This is a genomic window from Klebsiella sp. 18074 (assembly GCF_902705905.1).
GTDB lineage: Bacteria > Pseudomonadota > Gammaproteobacteria > Enterobacterales > Enterobacteriaceae > Klebsiella > Klebsiella terrigena.
Map to the genome: position 1 here is coordinate 81,766 of NZ_CACSIS010000001.1, position 17,690 is coordinate 99,455.

The window sequence follows — 17,690 nt, forward strand, 5'->3', positions numbered from 1 at the left end:
AGGGATCGTATGGGTATTTTTAAACAGCTGACGCGGAAGAAAAACGCTTTCTTTCGCGAAATTAAATTTAATTTAATTAACTATCGTTACAGAAATAAGCGCGAGCGTCAGCCGTTTAATCCTGCACAGATTCAGCGCGTTTTATTTTTACGCCTGGACGACAAGGTCGGCGATATGGTGGTGACCACCGGCTGTGCAAAGCTGCTGTCTGAGCATGGCTATCAGGTTTCCGTGCTTACCGGGCCGATATGCCGGCAAATGCTGGCCGGCGCAGACTTCCTGGATCGGGTCTATTTATATCAACCCCGGATGGCGTTGAATGAATTACGCGCGGCAGGGTTTGACGTTGTGGTTGATTTTGATGACGTGAAAACCTACGAGCGTTTTAAATTACTCGCGGATTTAGGCGCCCGCTGCAATATCGGTTTTAATAAAGACGAATATAAGCTTTACGATCAGTCCATTGCCTTTTTCGACAGCCAGCGCCATATTTCTGCCCGCTATAAAGAGGTCGCCAGGCTATTTGGCATCGTCAATGAACATTACCACTATCATCTCCCCGGCGATGCCGCCGAGCGGCAGAGAGTGAAGCATTTACTGGCGCAGGAAAAGGGCCGTGAAATTTGTATCGCCATAAACCCCTTCACCGCCTCAGTCGATAAGGACTTTTGCCGTCACCAGGTCGCGGATCTGATTGAGCGGCTGCACTCCCTGCCTTACAAAGTGAGCGTGGTGATGGTTGGGCATAGCGAAAAAATTCGCCAGCTGAATCTGGATGCGGCGTTGTATCTCCCTGATAGCAATATTAATTCAGCAGTAGAGGTGATTCGCTGCTGCGATCTTGTTATCACCGCGGATACCGCGATCGTCCATATCGCCAAGGCGTTCGATAAGCCGATGGTGGCGGTCTACAACAAGCGAAAACTCAAAGACACCGGCCTGCCGGGATACACCATCTGGGCGCCGGGCTACGACAAGGCCAGACAGGTCGTCTGCGAAGAAGTTAACGTTGCCGATATGACGATTGATGCCATCTGGCCCGTTATCAAAGTGCAGGCAGATAGCCTGGTGGCTTCCGCCGGACAGGTGTAAAAAAGGGCCCCGTCAGGGCCCTTTTTTTAGCGCTTTACCTTCAGGCTGCTGCTCAGCGCAATGCCCAGCGGCAGCCAGAACAGGGGCCAGGTTTCCCGGGGGTTGCTGACGATAAACATGCCCTGTGAGGCCATAAAAATCAGCGCGTAGCCGAAAATCGCCAGCCCGTAGCGGCTATCCTCCCGCCGCTTACTCCACGCTCGCCACAACCCGCCGGCAATGACCGCAAACAGCAGCAGCAGGCCAATAATGCCGCCTTTCAGCAGCGAGCCGAGATAGACGCTATGGGTGGTGGTGATATGCTCCCCGCTGTAGTTCGTAAAGTCGAGATCGTAGTCAAAACCGCGTCCCAACCACGGCTGGCTGGAGACCTCTTCGAGGGTGTGGCGCCAGATGCTGATGCGCAGCCCGCTCTGCGTCCCGAGCTCTTCAAAGCGCGCCAGCAGCAGATCACCCACCGGCGTGAAGAAGAAAAGCAGGCCTAAAATTACCGCTAATGCAGCGACGATCAGCACGTTGCGGCGCGTAAAGACATGCAGGTGCAGGGTGCAGAAAAAGGCCATCAGCAGGGCGATAATCGGGCCCCGGCTTTGGGTCAGAACCATCATGATCAGCATGATGGCCATCGGCACGTACAGGAGGTGGCTGCCTTTTTCTTTGAGCAGCATGGCGCAGATGAGAATGCCGACGCCGCAATAGCCTGCGAGGTCGATAACGTTGGTCGGCCCGGGGTTGCCCGGTGACACCGCGCGTTCGGTCAGGACCAGGGTATGGTCGATGACCATGGTCCAGATGGAAATGACCGTGATACCGGCAACCACGCTCATCAGCGCCAGGCGCCGAGTCTGCGGGGAGCCGAGCAGGGTCGTTAGCAGCAGCAGATAGAACAGTAAATACGTCCCATGGGTCAGGGGAGAGTCGATATGCTGCGGCGTCTGGCCCCAAATGTTGCTCAGCGCATAGTAGACGAAGAATATCAGCAGCAGCGCATAAACCGGCCACTGCTGGCGCGTTTTATCCGCCAGCTGCTGGCGATGGTCTTTATTAAGCAGCGACAGCAGAAATAGCAAAATAGAGAGATGAAGAAGGTTGTTTGTCCGGGTCGATATACAAAAAATTGCGCTGAAAAACAGAAACAAAGGAAAGACAACGGTGTAACCCTGCCTGGCGTAGTTACTGATTTTTAAAGTACTCATCAAAAGAAACCTTTTCGAAAATCGTTTCCGGAACTGCGCTTTCTAAGGAGAAGTTGACGACCCGGATATGGTTTTGTTGCAGCACGTTAGCAGCGTGCGAAAAGGACGGCATGACCAGGTCATCCACCTTATTTTCCAGCCAGGAAGGGAGTTTATCCCGATCCGTTTCGTAGAATCGCGGCTGGTTGAAATTAGTCATATCCAGTCCGCTTATTAGAATCGTTTTGAACCCCAACCACATCAGAATTTGTAGCGCCCAGTAGACAACGGTTCCGGCATCAAAAATGCCGTGCCGGATATCGGTACTAAAGCAAATATCCTCGCGCTGAGGGTGAAAGCGTATCGCCTCGACCTCTTGCCAGGCCTGACGGACCTGGTTTTTCGCGACTTTAGGGCGATAAATTTTATAACAGGCATCTTCAATTAACGCCAAACGGCAGCGCAGCGCTTCGCCGTGGCGGTCGAGGATTTTTGCGATACCGTGCAGGGTGGTAAAGAGCACGATATCGGGCTGGCTGATGACGGCGCGGATGATGTCCGGTTTTCTATCGTAAAACTCCATATCGACGATGGTATAGATAGAAAATTTAATCCTGTCAGAGAGGTGCCACGCGCCGTTGACTCCCATGACCGGAACGCTTTTCGGCAGCAGCGAAAAATCGATGCTGCGGGTTGAGGGGCCGGTTGCGGTCAGCAGCACTTCGCCGTGCATGCTGTCCTTCATCTCGCTGAGATCAACCAGCGGGACCGTTTTTCCTTTGTATTGCAGGCTGCGGATTTCACCGCCAGGCGCGCGGGTTATCTTTGCCCACGGCCACAGGTTCTCATTATGGCGAAAGGCACGCGGATGCGTGTAGCGATAGATTTGCTTAAACAAGGAGCCCATCAGGCCACTCCCTGGGAGGTCAACAGCTGCAGAACCCGTGAGGCGCTAATATCCCCCGTGTCGCTGCCGTTTTCCGGGCGTACGACGTACTGGTTTTGCCCATAGCCGCCGATAAGACCCGGATCGGTCGGGCCGTAGAGGGTAAAGTTGGGCTTATCGAGCGCGGCGGTTAAATGACTCAGGCCGGTATCGACGGAGACCACGCCGCGGGCGCCGGCCAGCACCTGGGCGACCTGCTCCAGGCTCATGCGCGGCAGCACCTCGACAAGATCATGTCCCTGCGCCAGCCGTTTGGCCCGCGCCTCTTCGTGCGGGGCGCCCCACGGCAGCTTAATCCGCAGGCCGCTGTCGGCGAGCAGCGCGATAAGCGCCCGCCAGTTCTCTTCCGGCCAGTGCTTATCATCGCGGGTGGTGGCGTGCAGGAAGACCAGATAGGGTGCGGCACCGGCCTCTTCCTGACGCAGAAAGTGGCGGGCAATCGCGTAATCGCCCTGGGACTCTGGCCTGGCGTAGCCGAGGCTTTTGGCAAACAGCTCTCGGGTGCGCTCAACGGCGTGCTGCTGCTTAGCAATGTGGTGGCGGCGGTTATAGAACAGGCTTGCCAACGGCTCGCGGGCCGTCTGCCAGTCCATGCCGTGCTTCACGCCGTGCGCCAGTCGGGTAACCAGCGCCGCGCTTTTCACCAGCCCCTGGGCGTCAATGATAGCGTCGTACTTCTCTGCCCGCAGCGCCTGGCGGAAGGCCTGACGCTCGGCCTTAACCGGTGCGGAAAACCAGGCCTTGCGCCAGCGGCGAATGGCCACCGGAATAACGCGGTCAACGCTTTGGTGCCAGGAGGGGATCTGGGCAAAGCCCTCCTCGACCACCCAGTCGAAGCGAATCCCGGGGAAGGACTGCGCGGCGTCGGTCAGCGCGGGCAGCGAGTGCAGGACGTCGCCCATGGACGAGGTTTTAACGATCAGTACCCGCATCCGCTACGCTTCCTCTTTTTCGGCTTCGTTCTGCAGCAGCTGATTCAGCTCCTCCAGGACGCGCTGAGGCGTAATATCGATCAGGCTCTGATGATACCCTTCTGCCGCATCTCCTTTACGCACCTTGTGGTAGCCGCTTATCAGGCGGATCGTCCGCGCCTTATGCGACAGCGGCGGCGTAAAGTCGGGGCTGCTTGGGCCATACAGCGCGACCAGCGGGCGGTTGAGCGCGGCGGCAACGTGCATCAGGCCGGAGTCGTTGCTGACAACCGCCGTGCAGGCGGCAATCAGCACCACCGCCTGTTCAAGCTGGGTTTCACCGGCCAGGTTACGGCACCATGCCTGCTGCTGCGTGCTGAGAGCGGCCAGAATATCGTTGCCCGCTTCATGGTCCTTGGCCGAACCGAAAAGTAGCACCTGATAGCCTTCATCGATCAGCTGTTTGGCCAGTTCGGCGTAGTGGTAGTGCGGCCAGCGCTTGGCTGGACCGAACTCGGCCCCGGGGCAGAAGCCGATAATGGGGCGATGGGCAGAAATACTGAAGGCGTTGCAGACCTGCGATTTCTCCCCTTCATGCACCAGCAGCTGCGGCCAGAGCAGCGGCTGCGGCAGATCTTTCGCGCAGCGCATCACGCCTTTGTCGTAGGCTAAGGCCACGTAGCGCTCAACCATCAGCGGCCACGCGTCTTTATCCAGCGTTCTGGCGTCGTTCAGCAGGCCGTAGCGCATCTCACCGCGCCAGCCGGTGCGGTGCGGGATGTTGGCGAAGAAGGGAACCAGCGCCGATTTAAACGAGTTTGGCAGCACGTAGGCGCGATCGTAGCGGCGCTCGCGCAGGCTCTGCCCAAGCTTGCGCCGTTCGCCGATCTCCAGCGCGCCGTGGCCGAGCGGCATGGGAATCGCCTCGTTGACTTCCGGCATCCGTGACAGCAGCGGACGGCACCACGCGGGCGCCATCACGTCGATGATTGCCTGGGGATAGCGCGCCTTGAGCGTGCGGTAGAGGCTTTGCGACATCATCATGTCGCCCACCCATGACGGGCCAATCACCAGTATTTTCATTCACTTTATCCTTCAAACGGTCTCTGCGTTGACTACCTGCGTTCACTCCGGTCACTGACTTTTGTCAGCTCCCGGAGATTCACTTAGCTGCCCGAATGATTTTGTGAATTTGTATCGCTGTCGCGGTTGAGCCAGGCCATATATTCCGTTACGCCTTCGGCGACGGTCTTGAACGGTTTGTCATAACCCGCCGCGCGCAGGTTCGTGAGGTCTGCCTGGGTAAATGCCTGGTAGCGGCCCTTCAGCTTGTCCGGGAACGGGATGTATTCGATGCTGCCCTTCTGGTGGTACGCGAGGGTGGCATCGGCTACCGCCTGGAAGGACTCTGCCCGGCCGGTGCCGAGATTGAAAATACCGGACGCGCCGTTTTCCCAGAACCACAGGTTGACCGCAGCCACGTCGCCGACGTAGACGAAGTCGCGCTTGAAGCTATCGCTGCCTTCGAACAGTTTCGGACTTTCGCCATTATTCAGCTGGGTATTGAGGTGGAACGCCACGCTTGCCATGCTGCCTTTATGGCCTTCGCGCGGCCCGTAGACGTTGAAATAGCGGAAGCCGACGATCTGAGAGTCAACTTCCGGCAGGATCTGGCGTACGTATTCGTCAAACAGGAACTTGGAGTAGCCGTAGACGTTGAGCGGCTGCTCGTATTCGCGGGATTCGATAAAGTTGCTGGTACGGCCGCCGTAGGTGGCTGCGGAAGAGGCGTACAGGAACGGGATCTCGCGCTCCAGGCAGTAGTGAAGCAGCTCTTTGGAGTACTGATAGTTGTTGTCCATCATGTACTTGCCGTCCCACTCCGTGGTAGAGGAGCAGGCGCCTTCATGGAACACCGCTTCAATTTCGTCGCCGAACTCTTCGCCCGCCATAACCTGGATCAGGAAGTCTTCTTTGTCCATGTAATCAGCGATGTTCAGGTCAACCAGGTTCACAAACTTGGTGCCATCTTTCAGATTATCTACGACCAAAATGTCGGTAATGCCTTTGTCATTCAGGGCCTTGACGATATTGCTGCCGATAAACCCTGCGCCGCCGGTAACGATGATCATAACAGTAACCTTTGAAGTATGGAGTCCAGAGATAATCCGGACATGAATGCTTCTATCATATCACCACATGAGACAGGCTTCAGCCCTTCGCAAAAAAGGTGCTGGGCGAGCGTGATTTATGCTGCAAATAATTCATTCAGGCATGCATCATCTCGTATCAGCGTATAGCTTTGGGTAATATGTGCCAAATTTTGCCGAATCTGGAGAGTTGCAATGCGTGGTGATTTTTATCAACAGTTAACCAATAGCCTGGATACCGCTCGCGCGGAGGGGTTGTTTAAAGAAGAACGCATTATCACATCGGCGCAGCAGGCGGATATCACCGTCGGCGGCAACAGCGTGATTAACTTCTGCGCCAATAATTATCTCGGCCTTGCCAACCACCCGGAGCTGATTGCCGCGGCGAAAGCCGGTATGGACAGTCACGGCTTCGGCATGGCCTCCGTGCGCTTTATTTGCGGGACCCAGGACAGCCATAAAGCGCTTGAGAAGAAGCTGGCCGGGTTCCTCGGCATGGAAGATGCGATTCTCTACTCCTCCTGCTTTGACGCCAATGGCGGCCTGTTCGAAACCCTGCTGGGCGCGGAAGACGCCATTATCTCCGATGCCCTGAACCACGCGTCGATCATCGACGGCGTGCGCCTGTGTAAAGCGAAGCGCTTCCGCTACGCCAACAACGATATGCAGGAGCTGGAAGCGCGGCTGAAAGAGGCGCGTGAGGCCGGCGCGCGGCATGTGCTGATCGCCACCGACGGCGTGTTCTCCATGGACGGCGTGATTGCCAACCTGAAAGGCGTCTGCGACCTCGCGGATAAATACGACGCGCTGGTTATGGTCGACGACTCCCACGCCGTCGGCTTTGTCGGCGAAAACGGCCGCGGCTCCCACGAGTACTGCGAGGTGATGGGCCGGGTGGATATCATTACCGGTACCCTCGGTAAGGCGCTGGGCGGCGCATCCGGCGGCTATACCGCGGCGCGCAAAGAGGTGGTCGAGTGGCTGCGCCAGCGCTCGCGCCCGTATCTGTTCTCCAACTCGCTGGCCCCGGCGATCGTTGCCGCCTCTATCAAAGTGCTGGAGATGGTGGAATCCGGCGGCGAACTGCGCGACCGCCTGTGGTCCAACGCGCGCCTGTTCCGCGAAAAAATGACCGCCGCGGGCTTTACCCTGGCGGGCGCCGATCACGCCATCATTCCGGTGATGCTCGGCGAAGCGACCGTGGCGCAGAATTTTGCCCGCGAGCTGCAGAAAGAAGGTATTTACGTCACCGGATTCTTCTATCCGGTGGTACCAAAAGGCCAGGCGCGTATTCGCACCCAGATGTCTGCGGCGCATACCCCTGAACAAATTGAACGTGCGGTGGAAGCCTTTACCCGCATCGGCAAACAACTGGGCGTCATTGCCTGAGGGTGTGAGATGAAAGCGTTATCCAAACTGAAAGCGGAAGAAGGCATCTGGATGACCGACGTACCGGAACCGGAAGTCGGCCACAACGATCTGCTGATTAAAATCCGTAAGACCGCAATTTGCGGTACCGACGTACACATCTATAACTGGGACGAGTGGTCGCAGAAGACCATCCCGGTGCCGATGGTGGTAGGGCACGAATACGTCGGTGAAGTCGTGGGTATCGGTCAGGAAGTTCGCGGCTTTAAGCTGGGCGATCGCGTTTCCGGCGAAGGTCATATTACCTGCGGCCACTGTCGTAACTGTCGCGCCGGGCGTACTCACCTGTGCCGCAACACCATCGGGGTTGGCGTTAACCGTCCCGGCTGTTTTGCCGAGTATCTGGTGATCCCGGCCTTCAATGCCTTCAAAATTCCGGACAACATTTCTGACGATCTGGCGTCGATTTTTGACCCCTTTGGTAACGCCGTCCACACCGCGCTCTCCTTCGACCTCGTCGGCGAAGATGTGCTGGTTTCCGGCGCCGGCCCGATTGGCATCATGGCGGCGGCGGTCGCTAAGCACGTCGGCGCGCGCAACGTGGTGATCACCGACGTGAACGAGTACCGTCTGGGCCTTGCGCGTAAGATGGGCGTGACCCGCGCGGTTAACGTTGCGCAGGAGAGCCTTGCCGACGTGATGGCCGAACTGGGCATGACCGAAGGGTTCGACGTGGGTCTGGAGATGTCCGGCGCGCCGCCGGCGTTTCGTACCATGCTGGACACCATGAACCACGGTGGCCGTATTGCGATGCTCGGTATTCCGCCATCCGATATGTCCATCGACTGGACCAAAGTCATCTTCAAGGGGCTGTTCATCAAAGGGATTTACGGTCGCGAGATGTTTGAAACCTGGTACAAGATGGCGGCGCTGATCCAGTCTGGTTTAGACCTGTCGCCGATTATCACCCACCGTTTCGGCATTGATGATTTCCAGCAGGGCTTTGACGCGATGCGCTCAGGCCAGTCCGGTAAAGTGATTCTGAGCTGGGATTAAACGTCCGTTGTCCGCCGCGTTAGCAGACGAATACCCGTTTTGCTAACGCATATTCTGAGCGCCTGCGGGCGCTTTTTTATTGGGATGTGGATAACATTTCAAGCGTACTTCATCGTAAAAGCACTATTTCTAAATCGATTTTTTGCCCGGTCGTTTATACAGTTTGTTTACCCATGTTTTAACCTTATAAACGCTATGTCTAAACTCGCCGTCTGCCTGCTAACCTATGACTCCGCCCGCCTGCTGAGGGACGTTTTGCCGCCGCTATTACAGGTGGCGGATGAGTGTATCGTCGTTGATTCGGGCAGCACGGATGCGACGCTGGATATCTGCCGGCAGTTCGGGCTGCAGGTCCATCACCACGCCTATACCTCCCACGGGGCGCAGATGAACTACGCCACGGCGCTGGCCAGCCATGACTGGGTGCTGTGTATGGATAGCGACGAAATCCTCGATGCCGAGACGGTGGCCGCCATTCTAAGGCTCAAAGTCGGGCAGGAGAACGCTCCTGACTGCGCGTGGCGCCTGCCGCGCTACTGGTATGTGCTGGGGGAGGCGGTCAGAACCATTTACCCCGTTTCATCGCCGGATTACCCGGTCCGCTTGTTCAACCGCACCGTAGCGGCCTTTAACGATCGCCCGGTGGACGATCGCGTCGTCGGCTACGGCCGCTCAATCAGGCTGCCCGGCCGCGTGCGTCACGATACCTTCTACTCGCTGCATGAAGTGTTTCATAAGCTCAATAGCTATACCACCCGGCTGGTGAAGTACCAGAAGATCAGGCCGTCGCTGAGCCGCGCCGCTATCAGCGCGATTGGTGCGTTTTTTAAGTGGTATCTGTTCAGCGGGGCGTGGCGTCGCGGGAAGGTGGGGCTGGTGACCGGACTGTACGCCACCTTCTACAGCTTCCTGAAATATTTTAAAGCCTGGTATGCCGAGGGGGATAAACGGGAGCCCGCGGCGGAAAAGCGCCCGGGTTCCCGATCCCTCTAGTTCGTCGGCGTATCCCAGCCCTGCCATTTCAGCTGGTAATACTGCACCAGCGCGCTCTGGCTAATGCTTTCGCTGAGGATGCTAAAGAACCGGCTGGCGTACACCGGTTCAGGCGGATGCTTCGGCTTGCAGTACTTCACGCCGCGGAACGGATTATGCGGCTTCGTTGGCGGGACGGTCTGCGACGGCGGCGCGGTATTTGGCGTGGAGGTATCCACCTGCGGCTCGTTGAGCAGGCTGCTCGGGCGCACGAGGGTAATGTCCGACGGCAGGCTATAGACCATCTGCTGCAGCACGCGCACCGTGGTGGGGTGCGGATGGCCGATAGCAATCGCCGAACCGTTACGCCGCGCCAGGGCGATGGCCCGGTTGAACTGAACGCGGATATCCGCTTCATTCTGCGTATCGTCGAGGAACACCTTGCGCTTAATCACCTTCACCCCGGTACCCTGCGCGGCACGCATCGCCTGGCTATTGCCGATGGTCACGCTGTCGAGGAAGTAGAGATTGTAGCGTTCCAGTGCCTGCATCACCTTCTGCATACCGAACAGGCTGGAGGTCATCGCGCTGCCCATGTGGTTGTTCAGCCCCACGGCGTACGGCACTTTGCCATAGGCTTCACGGATGATGCGCTCGATCTCCGCGCTGCTCATATCCGGGCGCAGGGTGTCTTTTTCCAGCGGCTGTTTGCTGAGCGGCGCCATCGGCAGGTGAATGAGCACCTCATGGCCGAGGCCGTGCGCTTTGGTCGCCATTTCACGGGCGTGCGGAGCGTTAGGTAACACGGCGACGGAGACGGTGGCCGGCAGCGCCAGCACCTGATTTTCCGTCTGTGGACGATAGCCAAAGTCGTCAATAACAATGGAGAGTTTGCCAGCAAAAGCTGGCGCTGCGAAAGCCAGCGTACCGGCTACCGCGAGTGCAATTCTGCGAAATTGAAGCAAAACTTATCTTCCCAACCACGGCTGTGGATTGACCGCCTGACCCTGGCGACGAATTTCGAAATAGAGCGACGGACGGCCTTGACCGCCGCTGCTGCCAACGAGGGCAATCGCCTGGCCCGCCCGGACCTGAGTCCCGACGCTAACCAGCGCGCTTTGATTATAGCCGTAGAGGCTCATATCGCCTTTACCGTGCTCAACGACCACCACCAGGCCGTAGCCCTGCAGCCAGTCGGCGAGGATCACCCGGCCATCGGCTATCGCTTTGACCTCGGTGCCTTCAGACGCGGCGATAACCATCCCCTTCCAACGTAGTTCACCTTGCAGCTGTTCGCCATAGCGGTGAAGCAGCGTGCCGCGAACCGGCCAGTAGGCCTGGCCGCGCGGCGAACCCAGTCCGCCGGTACGGGATATCAGCGAACGTTCGCTTTCAGATGGTTTGTAGGTGGTGCCTTTGCGGGAGGCATCCTGCTGGCGATCGCGGACCGCCTGCGCTTCGCGGGCTTCGCGCTCCGCGCGAGCCTTAGCCGCCGCTTCTGCCTGGGCAACGCGACCGCGCAGACGCGATTCGTTGGCCCGCATTTCGCCCAGCTGCTGTTGCCCCTGCTGAATGGAGGATTCGAGGCCTGAAAGCGTCTTTTTACGCTCGTTACGCGCCTGCTCAAGCTTGGCCTGCTGCGCGCGCTGCTCGTAGACCAGCGTTTGCTGCTGGCTCTGCTTCTCTTCCAGCTCAGCTTTTTGCGCGGTGACTTCTTCGCGCGTTTGCTTCAGCTGCGCGATGGTCTCCTGGCGGGCCTGGTTGAGATAACCGTAGTAGGCCTGGATACGCTGGTTGCGCTGGCCTTCCTCGCCGCTGAGGATCATCTGCATGCCGGTGTGCGGCCCCTGACGAAACGCGGCGTCCAGCTGGGCGGAGAGGTTGCGCTCCTGCAAGGCGCGCTGGCGCTCCAGTTTGGCGATAGAGGCGTTCATCTCGTCAATCTGCTTGTTCAGCTGGGTCAGGGTGGCCTGGGTTTCACGCAGCTTGCGGGCGGCGGCGGAGATGGCTTCTTCCTGGGTCTTTAGCTGAGCGAGCAGGGAAGAGCGCTGCTGCTGCTGCTGCTGTATCGCACGCTGTTTAGCGGCAATATCGGCCTGAATGGATTTTAGCTGATCGCGATCGTCCGCGTGGGCAGGTACGGCGCACAGCAATACGCCAGCGCTAAACGCGCTGGCGTAAAGAACGGATCGCACCGTGGTTGCGATCCATGTATTTGAATAAGTCGCCTTTCCCCTCATGGGGAAGGATTATTCCACGATGAACAGCGGCTTGCCAGTCATCTCTTGCGGGATTTCCATTCCCATCAGCGACAGCATGGTCGGCGCGATATCGGAAAGTTTGCCATCTGCGGCCGCTTTCACGGTTTTATCACCGACGTAGATCAGCGGTACCGGCAGGTTGGTGTGGGCAGTATGAGCCTGTCCGGTAGAAGGGTCGCGCATCTGCTCAGCGTTGCCGTGATCGGCGGTGATCAGCAGCTGGCCGCCAGCGGCTTCGACTGCGTTAACCACCTGATCGACACAGTTATCCAGCGTTTCAACGGCTTTAATCGCCGCTTCCATGACCCCGGTATGGCCGACCATATCGCCGTTTGGATAGTTGCAGATGATGGTGTCGTACTCGCCGCCTTTGATGGCCGCAACCAGTTTTTCAGTCAGCTCGGCGGAGCTCATTTCCGGCTGCAGATCGTAGGTCGCGACTTTCGGGGAGTTGATCAAAATACGCTCTTCGCCTTTAAACGGCTCTTCGACGCCGCCGTTGAAGAAGAAGGTGACGTGCGCGTATTTTTCCGTTTCGGAGATACGCAGCTGCGTTTTATCGTTTTTCGCCATCCACTCGCCGAAGGTGTTTTCCAGAGAAGCCGGCGGGTAGGCGCAGGCGACTTTGATATCCGCGGCGTATTCGGTCAGCATCACGAAATCGAGCTTAACCGTTTTCTTACGCGCAAAGCCGTCGAAATCAGCGTTGACGAAGGCGCGGGTGATTTCACGGGCGCGGTCGGCGCGGAAGTTCATGAAAATCAGCGCATCGCCGTCTTCCATTGCCGCATCGGCCTGGCCGGCGGCGCGAATGACCGTGGCTTTGACGAATTCGTCGTTTTCATCACGCGCGTAGGCGGCCTGCAGGCCGGCAACGGCGCTATCGGCCTGGAACTCGCCCTGTGCCAGGGTCATCAGGTTGTACGCCTGCTCGACGCGATCCCAGCGGTTGTCGCGGTCCATCGCGTAGTAGCGACCGATAATAGAGGCCACGCGGCCTTTACCGAGGGCGGCAAATTTGTCTTCGAACTTCGCCAGCGTTTTTTCCGCGCTGCGCGGCGGAGTATCGCGGCCGTCGAGGAACGCGTGCAGGTAGATTTTTTCCGCGCCGCGCTCCGCTGCCAGCTCAACCATCGCCATGATGTGGTCTTCGTGGCTGTGAACGCCGCCGGGAGACATCAGGCCCATGATGTGAACCGCTTTGCCCGCCGCCGCCGCTTTGTCTACCGCCGCGGTCAGTACCGGGTTAGCAAAGAACGTCCGCTCTTTGATTTCAACATCGAGACGGGTCAGGTCCTGGTAAACGATACGACCGGCGCCAAGGTTAACGTGGCCCACTTCGGAGTTGCCCATCTGGCGATCCGGCAGGCCCACTTCGAGGCCTGAAGCATCAATCAGCAGATGAGGACGTTTCGCCCACAGCGCGTCCATAACGGGGGTTTTTGCGCTATAAATAGCGTTATCTTGCTGCTCTTCACGGTAGCCATAGCCATCCAGAATGACCAGTACCATAGGTTTTTTAGAAACCGACATTGCGACAACCTCATGCTCAAAGACAGAAAATTTGCGTAATTTTACTACAGCTGAATCGATCAAATCACCGTAAAAGATCAAAGAAAGAGAGCGGCCGGGCCGCAGGGGAGCGGCAAGGGGGAATTTTTTTCGTGGCGTGCCGCAGAAAATGCATTACATCACGCTCACTGGCTGTATTTGCCGCAATGCACAGGTATACTCCTTGCCTGGTTTTTTTATCACTTAGTCGGGAGTTGTAACCCCCCATGCAAGAAATTATGCAATTCGTCGGCCGTCACCCCGTCCTGAGCATCGCGTGGATCGCGCTGCTGGGTGCGGTGCTGTTCACCACCTTTAAAGGGCTGACGTCGAAAATTAAAGTCATTACCCGTGGTGAAGCGACGCGTCTGATCAACAAAGAAGATGCGGTCGTTGTTGACCTGCGTCAGCGTGACGATTTCCGTAAAGGCCACATTGCCGGCTCCCTCAACCTGCTGCCGAGCGATATCAAGGCAAATAACGTGGGTGAGTTGGAAAAGCACAAAGCACAACCCATTATAGTGGTAGACGGTTCCGGTATGCAGGCGCAAGACCCTGCGAGCGCGCTGAATAAAGCCGGATTCGAGAAGGTCTTTGTACTGAAAGAAGGCATTGCCGGCTGGAGCGGTGAAAACCTTCCGCTGGTACGCGGCAAATAATTTACCCCACGCCTTTATGACGTAGCAGGGTTCCCTCCTTGCGGCTAGCCGCTGGGGGAGCGCCTTGCCTGCGGCCTAAAATCCTCAGGGTAAAAACAGGAGTGAAGTCATGGCCAATATTGATATCTATACCAAAGCGACCTGCCCGTTCTGCGTGCGTGCTAAAGCACTGCTGAACAGCAAAGGCGTGACGTTCAACGAGCTGCCGATCGATGGCAACGCGACGAAGCGTGAAGAGATGATCCAACGCAGCGGTCGGACCACGGTTCCGCAGATTTTTATTGATGAACAGCACATTGGCGGCTGTGACGACTTGTATGCGCTTGATTCACGTGGTGGACTTGATCCCCTGCTGCGCTAATTTTGCGTCCACCCAGGCCGGGTAGGCGTATTTAAGGACAACACGAAAGGGTTTTACTATGTCAGAACAAAACAGCACCGAAATGACTTTCCAGATCCAGCGTATTTATACCAAGGATATCTCCTTCGAAGCGCCGAATGCTCCGCAAGTTTTCCAGAAAGATTGGCAGCCGGAAGTTAAACTTGATCTGGATACCGCTTCCAGCCAGCTGGCTGAAGGCGTCTATGAAGTGGTGCTGCGTGTGACCGTAACCGCCGCGTTGGGCGAAGAAACCGCATTCCTGTGTGAAGTACAGCAGGGCGGTATTTTCTCCATCGAAGGCATTGACGGCAACCAGATGGCGCATTGCCTCGGCGCATACTGCCCGAACATCCTGTTCCCGTATGCGCGTGAGTGCATTACCAGCCTGGTTTCTCGCGGTACCTTCCCGCAACTGAACCTTGCGCCAGTGAACTTCGATGCGCTGTTCATGAACTATCTGCAGCAGCAGGCTGGCGAAGGTGCCGAACAACATCAGGATGCCTGATGAACGAACTTAATGCTGCAATGACTGTGATCGGTGCCGGCTCTTACGGCACCGCTCTTGCCATCACCCTGGCAAGAAATGGCCATCACGTTGTGCTCTGGGGCCATGACCCTAAGCACATCGCGACGCTGCAAAACGATCGCTGCAACGCCGCTTTTCTTCCCGACGTTCCCTTCCCCGATACGCTGCATCTGGAGAGCGACCTGTCGACCGCCCTTGCCGTCAGTCGCGATATTCTGGTTGTCGTTCCGAGCCACGTCTTTGGCCAGGTTCTGCGCCAGATTAAGCCGCTGATGCGTGCCGACTCGCGCCTGGTGTGGGCGACGAAAGGTCTCGAAGCCGAAACCGGTCGCCTGCTGCAGGACGTCGCGCGGGAAGCGCTGGGGGAAGATATTCCGCTGGCGGTGATCTCCGGCCCGACCTTTGCGAAAGAGCTGGCCGCAGGGCTGCCGACGGCCATCTCCCTGGCCGCGACGGATCCGCAGTTTGCCGACGATCTCCAGCACCTGCTGCACTGCGGTAAAAGTTTCCGCGTCTATATCAATCCGGACTTTATTGGCGTCCAGCTTGGCGGCGCGGTGAAAAACGTTATCGCCATTGGCGCCGGGATGTCCGACGGTATCGGCTTTGGCGCCAATGCGCGTACCGCGCTGATTACCCGTGGTCTGGTCGAGATGTCTCGCCTGGGCGCGGCGCTGGGCGCCGATCCGGAAACCTTTATGGGGATGGCGGGTCTGGGCGATTTGGTCCTGACCTGTACCGACAACCAGTCGCGTAACCGTCGCTTTGGCATGATGCTCGGTGAGGGCATGGATGTACAAAGCGCGCAGGATAAGATTGGTCAGGTGGTTGAAGGCTACCGCAATACCAAGGAAGTTCGCGTTCTGGCACAGCGTTTAGGTGTCGAAATGCCAATAACCGAGGAAATTTATCAGGTATTGTATTGCGGAAAAATTGCGCGCGAGGCAGCATTGACCCTATTAGGTCGCGCACGCAAGGACGAGCGCAGCAATTAGCCTTAAAGGAACCTTTGTCACCTCGATGACCCGGTCAGCATAGAACTGGCCGGTCATTATGCTATCGCCTGGAGTCAGCAATGCCGTGTGAAGAACTGGATATCGTCTGGAATAATATTAAAGCCGAAGCCCGGGCTTTAGCTGACTGTGAGCCGATGCTTGCCAGTTTCTACCACGCCACGCTGCTTAAGCATGAAAACCTCGGCAGCGCCCTGAGCTATATGCTGGCTAACAAGCTGGCCTCGCCGATTATGCCCGCCATTGCGATTCGTGAAGTGGTGGAAGAGGCCTATGCCGCCGACCCGGAGATGATCGCCGCCGCCGCCTGTGATATTCAGGCCGTGCGTACTCGCGACCCGGCGGTCGATAAATACTCCACGCCGCTGCTGTACCTCAAAGGCTTTCACGCGCTGCAGGCCTACCGCATCGGGCACTGGCTGTGGAATCAGGGCCGGCGTGCGCTGGCCATTTTCCTGCAAAACCAGGTTTCCGTCTCATTCCAGGTCGATATCCACCCGGCGGCGAATATTGGCCGTGGGATCATGCTCGACCACGCTACCGGCATTGTGGTTGGCGAAACGGCGGTGATCGAGAACGACGTCTCAATTCTGCAATCCGTTACCCTCGGCGGTACCGGTAAAACCAGCGGCGATCGCCATCCGAAAATCCGCGAAGGCGTGATGATTGGCGCCGGAGCCAAGATCCTCGGCAATATCGAAGTGGGACGCGGGGCCAAAATCGGCGCCGGTTCCGTGGTGCTGCAGCCCGTTCCGCCGCATACTACCGCCGCCGGCGTTCCGGCGCGCATCGTCGGCAAGCCGGAGAGCGATAAGCCGGCGATGGATATGGATCAGCACTTTAACGGCATCCACCATACGTTTGAGTACGGCGACGGGATCTAGCGTCGGGCTATCTTAGCTGCCCGCCTGAACCCGGGCGGTGCTCACCCTCCTCACGCGCTGCGTGTACGCGGCGGCGATTCGCGGTCCCTGTTCAATCTGACTGCGCCGATAGCGTCGAGCATTGCGGACTGGCTACTTAACCCGCATAAAGCGCAGCGCGCCGCAGTCCGGGAATGGCCAGGCTTAGCTACGCAGCACCGCGCCCGGATACCCCAGCTGGCGCCAGGCTTCATACACCACCACCGACACCGCGTTTGACAGGTTCATGCTGCGGCTGTCCGGCATCATCGGAATACGGATTTTCTGCTGCGGCGGCAGCGCGTCAAGAATGCTGGCCGGCAGACCGCGCGTTTCCGGGCCAAACAGCAAAAAATCACCGTCCTGATAGCTCACCGCGCTGTGGGCGGGCGTGCCTTTGGTGGTCAGCGCGAACAGGCGCTGCGGCCTGGCGCTGTCGACAAAAGCCGCATAGTCGCGATGTCGCTGAACGGCGGTAAACTCGTGGTAATCCAGCCCGGCCCGGCGCAGACGCTTATCGTCCCAGGCGAAGCCCATCGGCTCGATGATATGCAGGCTAAAGCCGGTGTTGGCGCACAGGCGGATAATATTGCCGGTGTTCGGCGGGATCTCTGGTTCGAATAGTACAATGTTCAGCATGCTGCCCTGTCTCATTAGGCTCTTGATGGCGGGGGCAGAATAGCAGATATTTCCCCGGCCCTCATCCCTGCGGGAGAGCGCCGGGCG

The 17,690-nt window shown here is 57.8% G+C and carries 18 protein-coding genes; 9 read left to right on the top strand and 9 right to left on the bottom strand.

Features of this window, described 5'->3' with window-relative positions:
- The first annotated feature begins 9 nt into the window (after positions 1-9).
- Complete coding sequence (locus GVK32_RS00410; protein ID WP_159864058.1) at positions 10-1,092, top strand: glycosyltransferase family 9 protein; 1,083 nt, start codon at positions 10-12, stop codon at positions 1,090-1,092.
- Positions 1,093-1,118: 26 nt separating this feature from the next.
- On the opposite strand, the gene GVK32_RS00415 is transcribed toward GVK32_RS00410, so the two are convergent.
- From GVK32_RS00415 to rfaD, 5 genes are all read right to left on the bottom strand, one after another.
- Positions 1,119-2,288, bottom strand: coding sequence for an O-antigen ligase (locus GVK32_RS00415; protein WP_200842814.1), 1,170 nt, complete (start codon positions 2,286-2,288; stop codon positions 1,119-1,121).
- Complete coding sequence (locus GVK32_RS00420; protein WP_159864060.1) at positions 2,266-3,174, bottom strand: sugar glycosyltransferase; 909 nt, start codon at positions 3,172-3,174, stop codon at positions 2,266-2,268. The genes GVK32_RS00415 and GVK32_RS00420 overlap by 23 nt, the downstream gene beginning before the upstream one ends.
- Positions 3,174-4,145, bottom strand: a complete 972-nt coding sequence (rfaC, locus tag GVK32_RS00425) for a lipopolysaccharide heptosyltransferase RfaC (protein WP_159864062.1) — start codon at positions 4,143-4,145, stop codon at positions 3,174-3,176. Before rfaC ends, GVK32_RS00420 begins: the two co-directional genes overlap by 1 nt.
- Positions 4,146-4,148: 3 nt before the next feature.
- Positions 4,149-5,207, bottom strand: a complete 1,059-nt coding sequence (gene rfaF / locus GVK32_RS00430; RefSeq protein WP_115191678.1) for an ADP-heptose--LPS heptosyltransferase RfaF — start codon at positions 5,205-5,207, stop codon at positions 4,149-4,151.
- An 83-nt stretch (positions 5,208-5,290) separates the two neighbouring features.
- Positions 5,291-6,256 carry an ADP-glyceromanno-heptose 6-epimerase gene (gene rfaD / locus GVK32_RS00435; RefSeq protein ID WP_041143210.1) on the bottom strand — a complete coding sequence of 322 codons (966 nt, stop codon included), beginning with the start codon at positions 6,254-6,256 and terminating at the stop codon, positions 5,291-5,293.
- 213 nt (positions 6,257-6,469) lie between these two features.
- Here rfaD and kbl point away from each other — a divergent pair, with 213 nt between their 5' ends.
- The 3 genes from kbl to GVK32_RS00450 all read left to right on the top strand — a co-directional run bounded on the left by kbl (position 6,470) and on the right by GVK32_RS00450 (position 9,691).
- Entirely contained in the window at positions 6,470-7,663 is a 1,194-nt protein-coding gene (kbl, locus tag GVK32_RS00440; RefSeq protein ID WP_123709574.1) for a glycine C-acetyltransferase, read from the top strand.
- Positions 7,664-7,672: 9 nt separating this feature from the next.
- Positions 7,673-8,698 carry an L-threonine 3-dehydrogenase gene (gene tdh / locus GVK32_RS00445; RefSeq protein ID WP_041143208.1) on the top strand — a complete coding sequence of 342 codons (1,026 nt, stop codon included), beginning with the start codon at positions 7,673-7,675 and terminating at the stop codon, positions 8,696-8,698.
- Between the two features lie 195 nt (positions 8,699-8,893).
- Positions 8,894-9,691 (top strand): glycosyltransferase family 2 protein, encoded by a 798-nt coding sequence (locus GVK32_RS00450; protein WP_159864064.1) that lies wholly within the window; start codon positions 8,894-8,896, stop codon positions 9,689-9,691.
- Here the strand turns inward: GVK32_RS00450 and GVK32_RS00455 are convergent.
- The 3 genes from GVK32_RS00455 to gpmM are packed head-to-tail and all read right to left on the bottom strand — an operon-like array spanning position 9,688 to position 13,464.
- On the bottom strand, positions 9,688-10,635 hold the full coding sequence (locus tag GVK32_RS00455; RefSeq protein WP_159864066.1) for a divergent polysaccharide deacetylase family protein: 948 nt from the start codon (positions 10,633-10,635) through the stop codon (positions 9,688-9,690). The genes GVK32_RS00450 and GVK32_RS00455 overlap by 4 nt on opposite strands.
- Before the next feature lie 3 nt (positions 10,636-10,638).
- Positions 10,639-11,910 carry a murein hydrolase activator EnvC gene (envC, locus tag GVK32_RS00460; RefSeq protein WP_159864068.1) on the bottom strand — a complete coding sequence of 424 codons (1,272 nt, stop codon included), beginning with the start codon at positions 11,908-11,910 and terminating at the stop codon, positions 10,639-10,641.
- A 9-nt stretch (positions 11,911-11,919) separates the two neighbouring features.
- Positions 11,920-13,464 carry a 2,3-bisphosphoglycerate-independent phosphoglycerate mutase gene (gene gpmM / locus GVK32_RS00465; protein WP_159864069.1) on the bottom strand — a complete coding sequence of 515 codons (1,545 nt, stop codon included), beginning with the start codon at positions 13,462-13,464 and terminating at the stop codon, positions 11,920-11,922.
- Between the two features lie 245 nt (positions 13,465-13,709).
- Here gpmM and GVK32_RS00470 point away from each other — a divergent pair, with 245 nt between their 5' ends.
- The 5 genes from GVK32_RS00470 (at position 13,710) to cysE (ending at position 16,946) form a co-directional block, all read left to right on the top strand.
- Positions 13,710-14,141, top strand: a complete 432-nt coding sequence (locus GVK32_RS00470; RefSeq protein ID WP_076946268.1) for a rhodanese-like domain-containing protein — start codon at positions 13,710-13,712, stop codon at positions 14,139-14,141.
- 109 nt (positions 14,142-14,250) lie between these two features.
- Positions 14,251-14,502 carry a glutaredoxin 3 gene (gene grxC, locus GVK32_RS00475; protein WP_041143202.1) on the top strand — a complete coding sequence of 84 codons (252 nt, stop codon included), beginning with the start codon at positions 14,251-14,253 and terminating at the stop codon, positions 14,500-14,502.
- 58 nt (positions 14,503-14,560) lie between these two features.
- Positions 14,561-15,028, top strand: coding sequence for a protein-export chaperone SecB (secB, locus tag GVK32_RS00480; RefSeq protein WP_041143201.1), 468 nt, complete (start codon positions 14,561-14,563; stop codon positions 15,026-15,028).
- Positions 15,028-16,044: an NAD(P)H-dependent glycerol-3-phosphate dehydrogenase gene (gene gpsA / locus GVK32_RS00485; protein ID WP_159864071.1), complete on the top strand. Its 1,017-nt coding sequence runs from the start codon at positions 15,028-15,030 to the stop codon at positions 16,042-16,044. Before secB ends, gpsA begins: the two co-directional genes overlap by 1 nt.
- Positions 16,045-16,124: 80 nt before the next feature.
- Positions 16,125-16,946, top strand: a complete 822-nt coding sequence (gene cysE / locus GVK32_RS00490; RefSeq protein WP_041143199.1) for a serine O-acetyltransferase — start codon at positions 16,125-16,127, stop codon at positions 16,944-16,946.
- 183 nt (positions 16,947-17,129) lie between these two features.
- Here the strand turns inward: cysE and trmL are convergent, their stop codons facing one another.
- Positions 17,130-17,603 carry a tRNA (uridine(34)/cytosine(34)/5-carboxymethylaminomethyluridine(34)-2'-O)-methyltransferase TrmL gene (trmL, locus tag GVK32_RS00495; RefSeq protein ID WP_128876918.1) on the bottom strand — a complete coding sequence of 158 codons (474 nt, stop codon included), beginning with the start codon at positions 17,601-17,603 and terminating at the stop codon, positions 17,130-17,132.
- Between the last annotated feature and the right edge of the window lie 87 nt (positions 17,604-17,690).

Bases quoted from the DNA above. Each gene is read 5' to 3' on its own strand.
- GVK32_RS00410 (WP_159864058.1), top strand. From the start codon at position 10: ATGGGTATTTTTAAACAGCTGACGCGGAAGAAAAACGCTTTCTTTCGC.
- GVK32_RS00415 (WP_200842814.1), bottom strand. From the start codon at position 2,288: ATGAGTACTTTAAAAATCAGTAACTACGCCAGGCAGGGTTACACCGTT.
- GVK32_RS00420 (WP_159864060.1), bottom strand. From the start codon at position 3,174: ATGGGCTCCTTGTTTAAGCAAATCTATCGCTACACGCATCCGCGTGCC.
- rfaC (WP_159864062.1), bottom strand. From the start codon at position 4,145: ATGCGGGTACTGATCGTTAAAACCTCGTCCATGGGCGACGTCCTGCAC.
- rfaF (WP_115191678.1), bottom strand. From the start codon at position 5,207: ATGAAAATACTGGTGATTGGCCCGTCATGGGTGGGCGACATGATGATG.
- rfaD (WP_041143210.1), bottom strand. From the start codon at position 6,256: ATGATCATCGTTACCGGCGGCGCAGGGTTTATCGGCAGCAATATCGTC.
- kbl (WP_123709574.1), top strand. From the start codon at position 6,470: ATGCGTGGTGATTTTTATCAACAGTTAACCAATAGCCTGGATACCGCT.
- tdh (WP_041143208.1), top strand. From the start codon at position 7,673: ATGAAAGCGTTATCCAAACTGAAAGCGGAAGAAGGCATCTGGATGACC.
- GVK32_RS00450 (WP_159864064.1), top strand. From the start codon at position 8,894: ATGTCTAAACTCGCCGTCTGCCTGCTAACCTATGACTCCGCCCGCCTG.
- envC (WP_159864068.1), bottom strand. From the start codon at position 11,910: ATGAGGGGAAAGGCGACTTATTCAAATACATGGATCGCAACCACGGTG.
- gpmM (WP_159864069.1), bottom strand. From the start codon at position 13,464: ATGTCGGTTTCTAAAAAACCTATGGTACTGGTCATTCTGGATGGCTAT.
- GVK32_RS00470 (WP_076946268.1), top strand. From the start codon at position 13,710: ATGCAAGAAATTATGCAATTCGTCGGCCGTCACCCCGTCCTGAGCATC.
- grxC (WP_041143202.1), top strand. From the start codon at position 14,251: ATGGCCAATATTGATATCTATACCAAAGCGACCTGCCCGTTCTGCGTG.
- secB (WP_041143201.1), top strand. From the start codon at position 14,561: ATGTCAGAACAAAACAGCACCGAAATGACTTTCCAGATCCAGCGTATT.
- gpsA (WP_159864071.1), top strand. From the start codon at position 15,028: ATGAACGAACTTAATGCTGCAATGACTGTGATCGGTGCCGGCTCTTAC.
- cysE (WP_041143199.1), top strand. From the start codon at position 16,125: ATGCCGTGTGAAGAACTGGATATCGTCTGGAATAATATTAAAGCCGAA.
- trmL (WP_128876918.1), bottom strand. From the start codon at position 17,603: ATGCTGAACATTGTACTATTCGAACCAGAGATCCCGCCGAACACCGGC.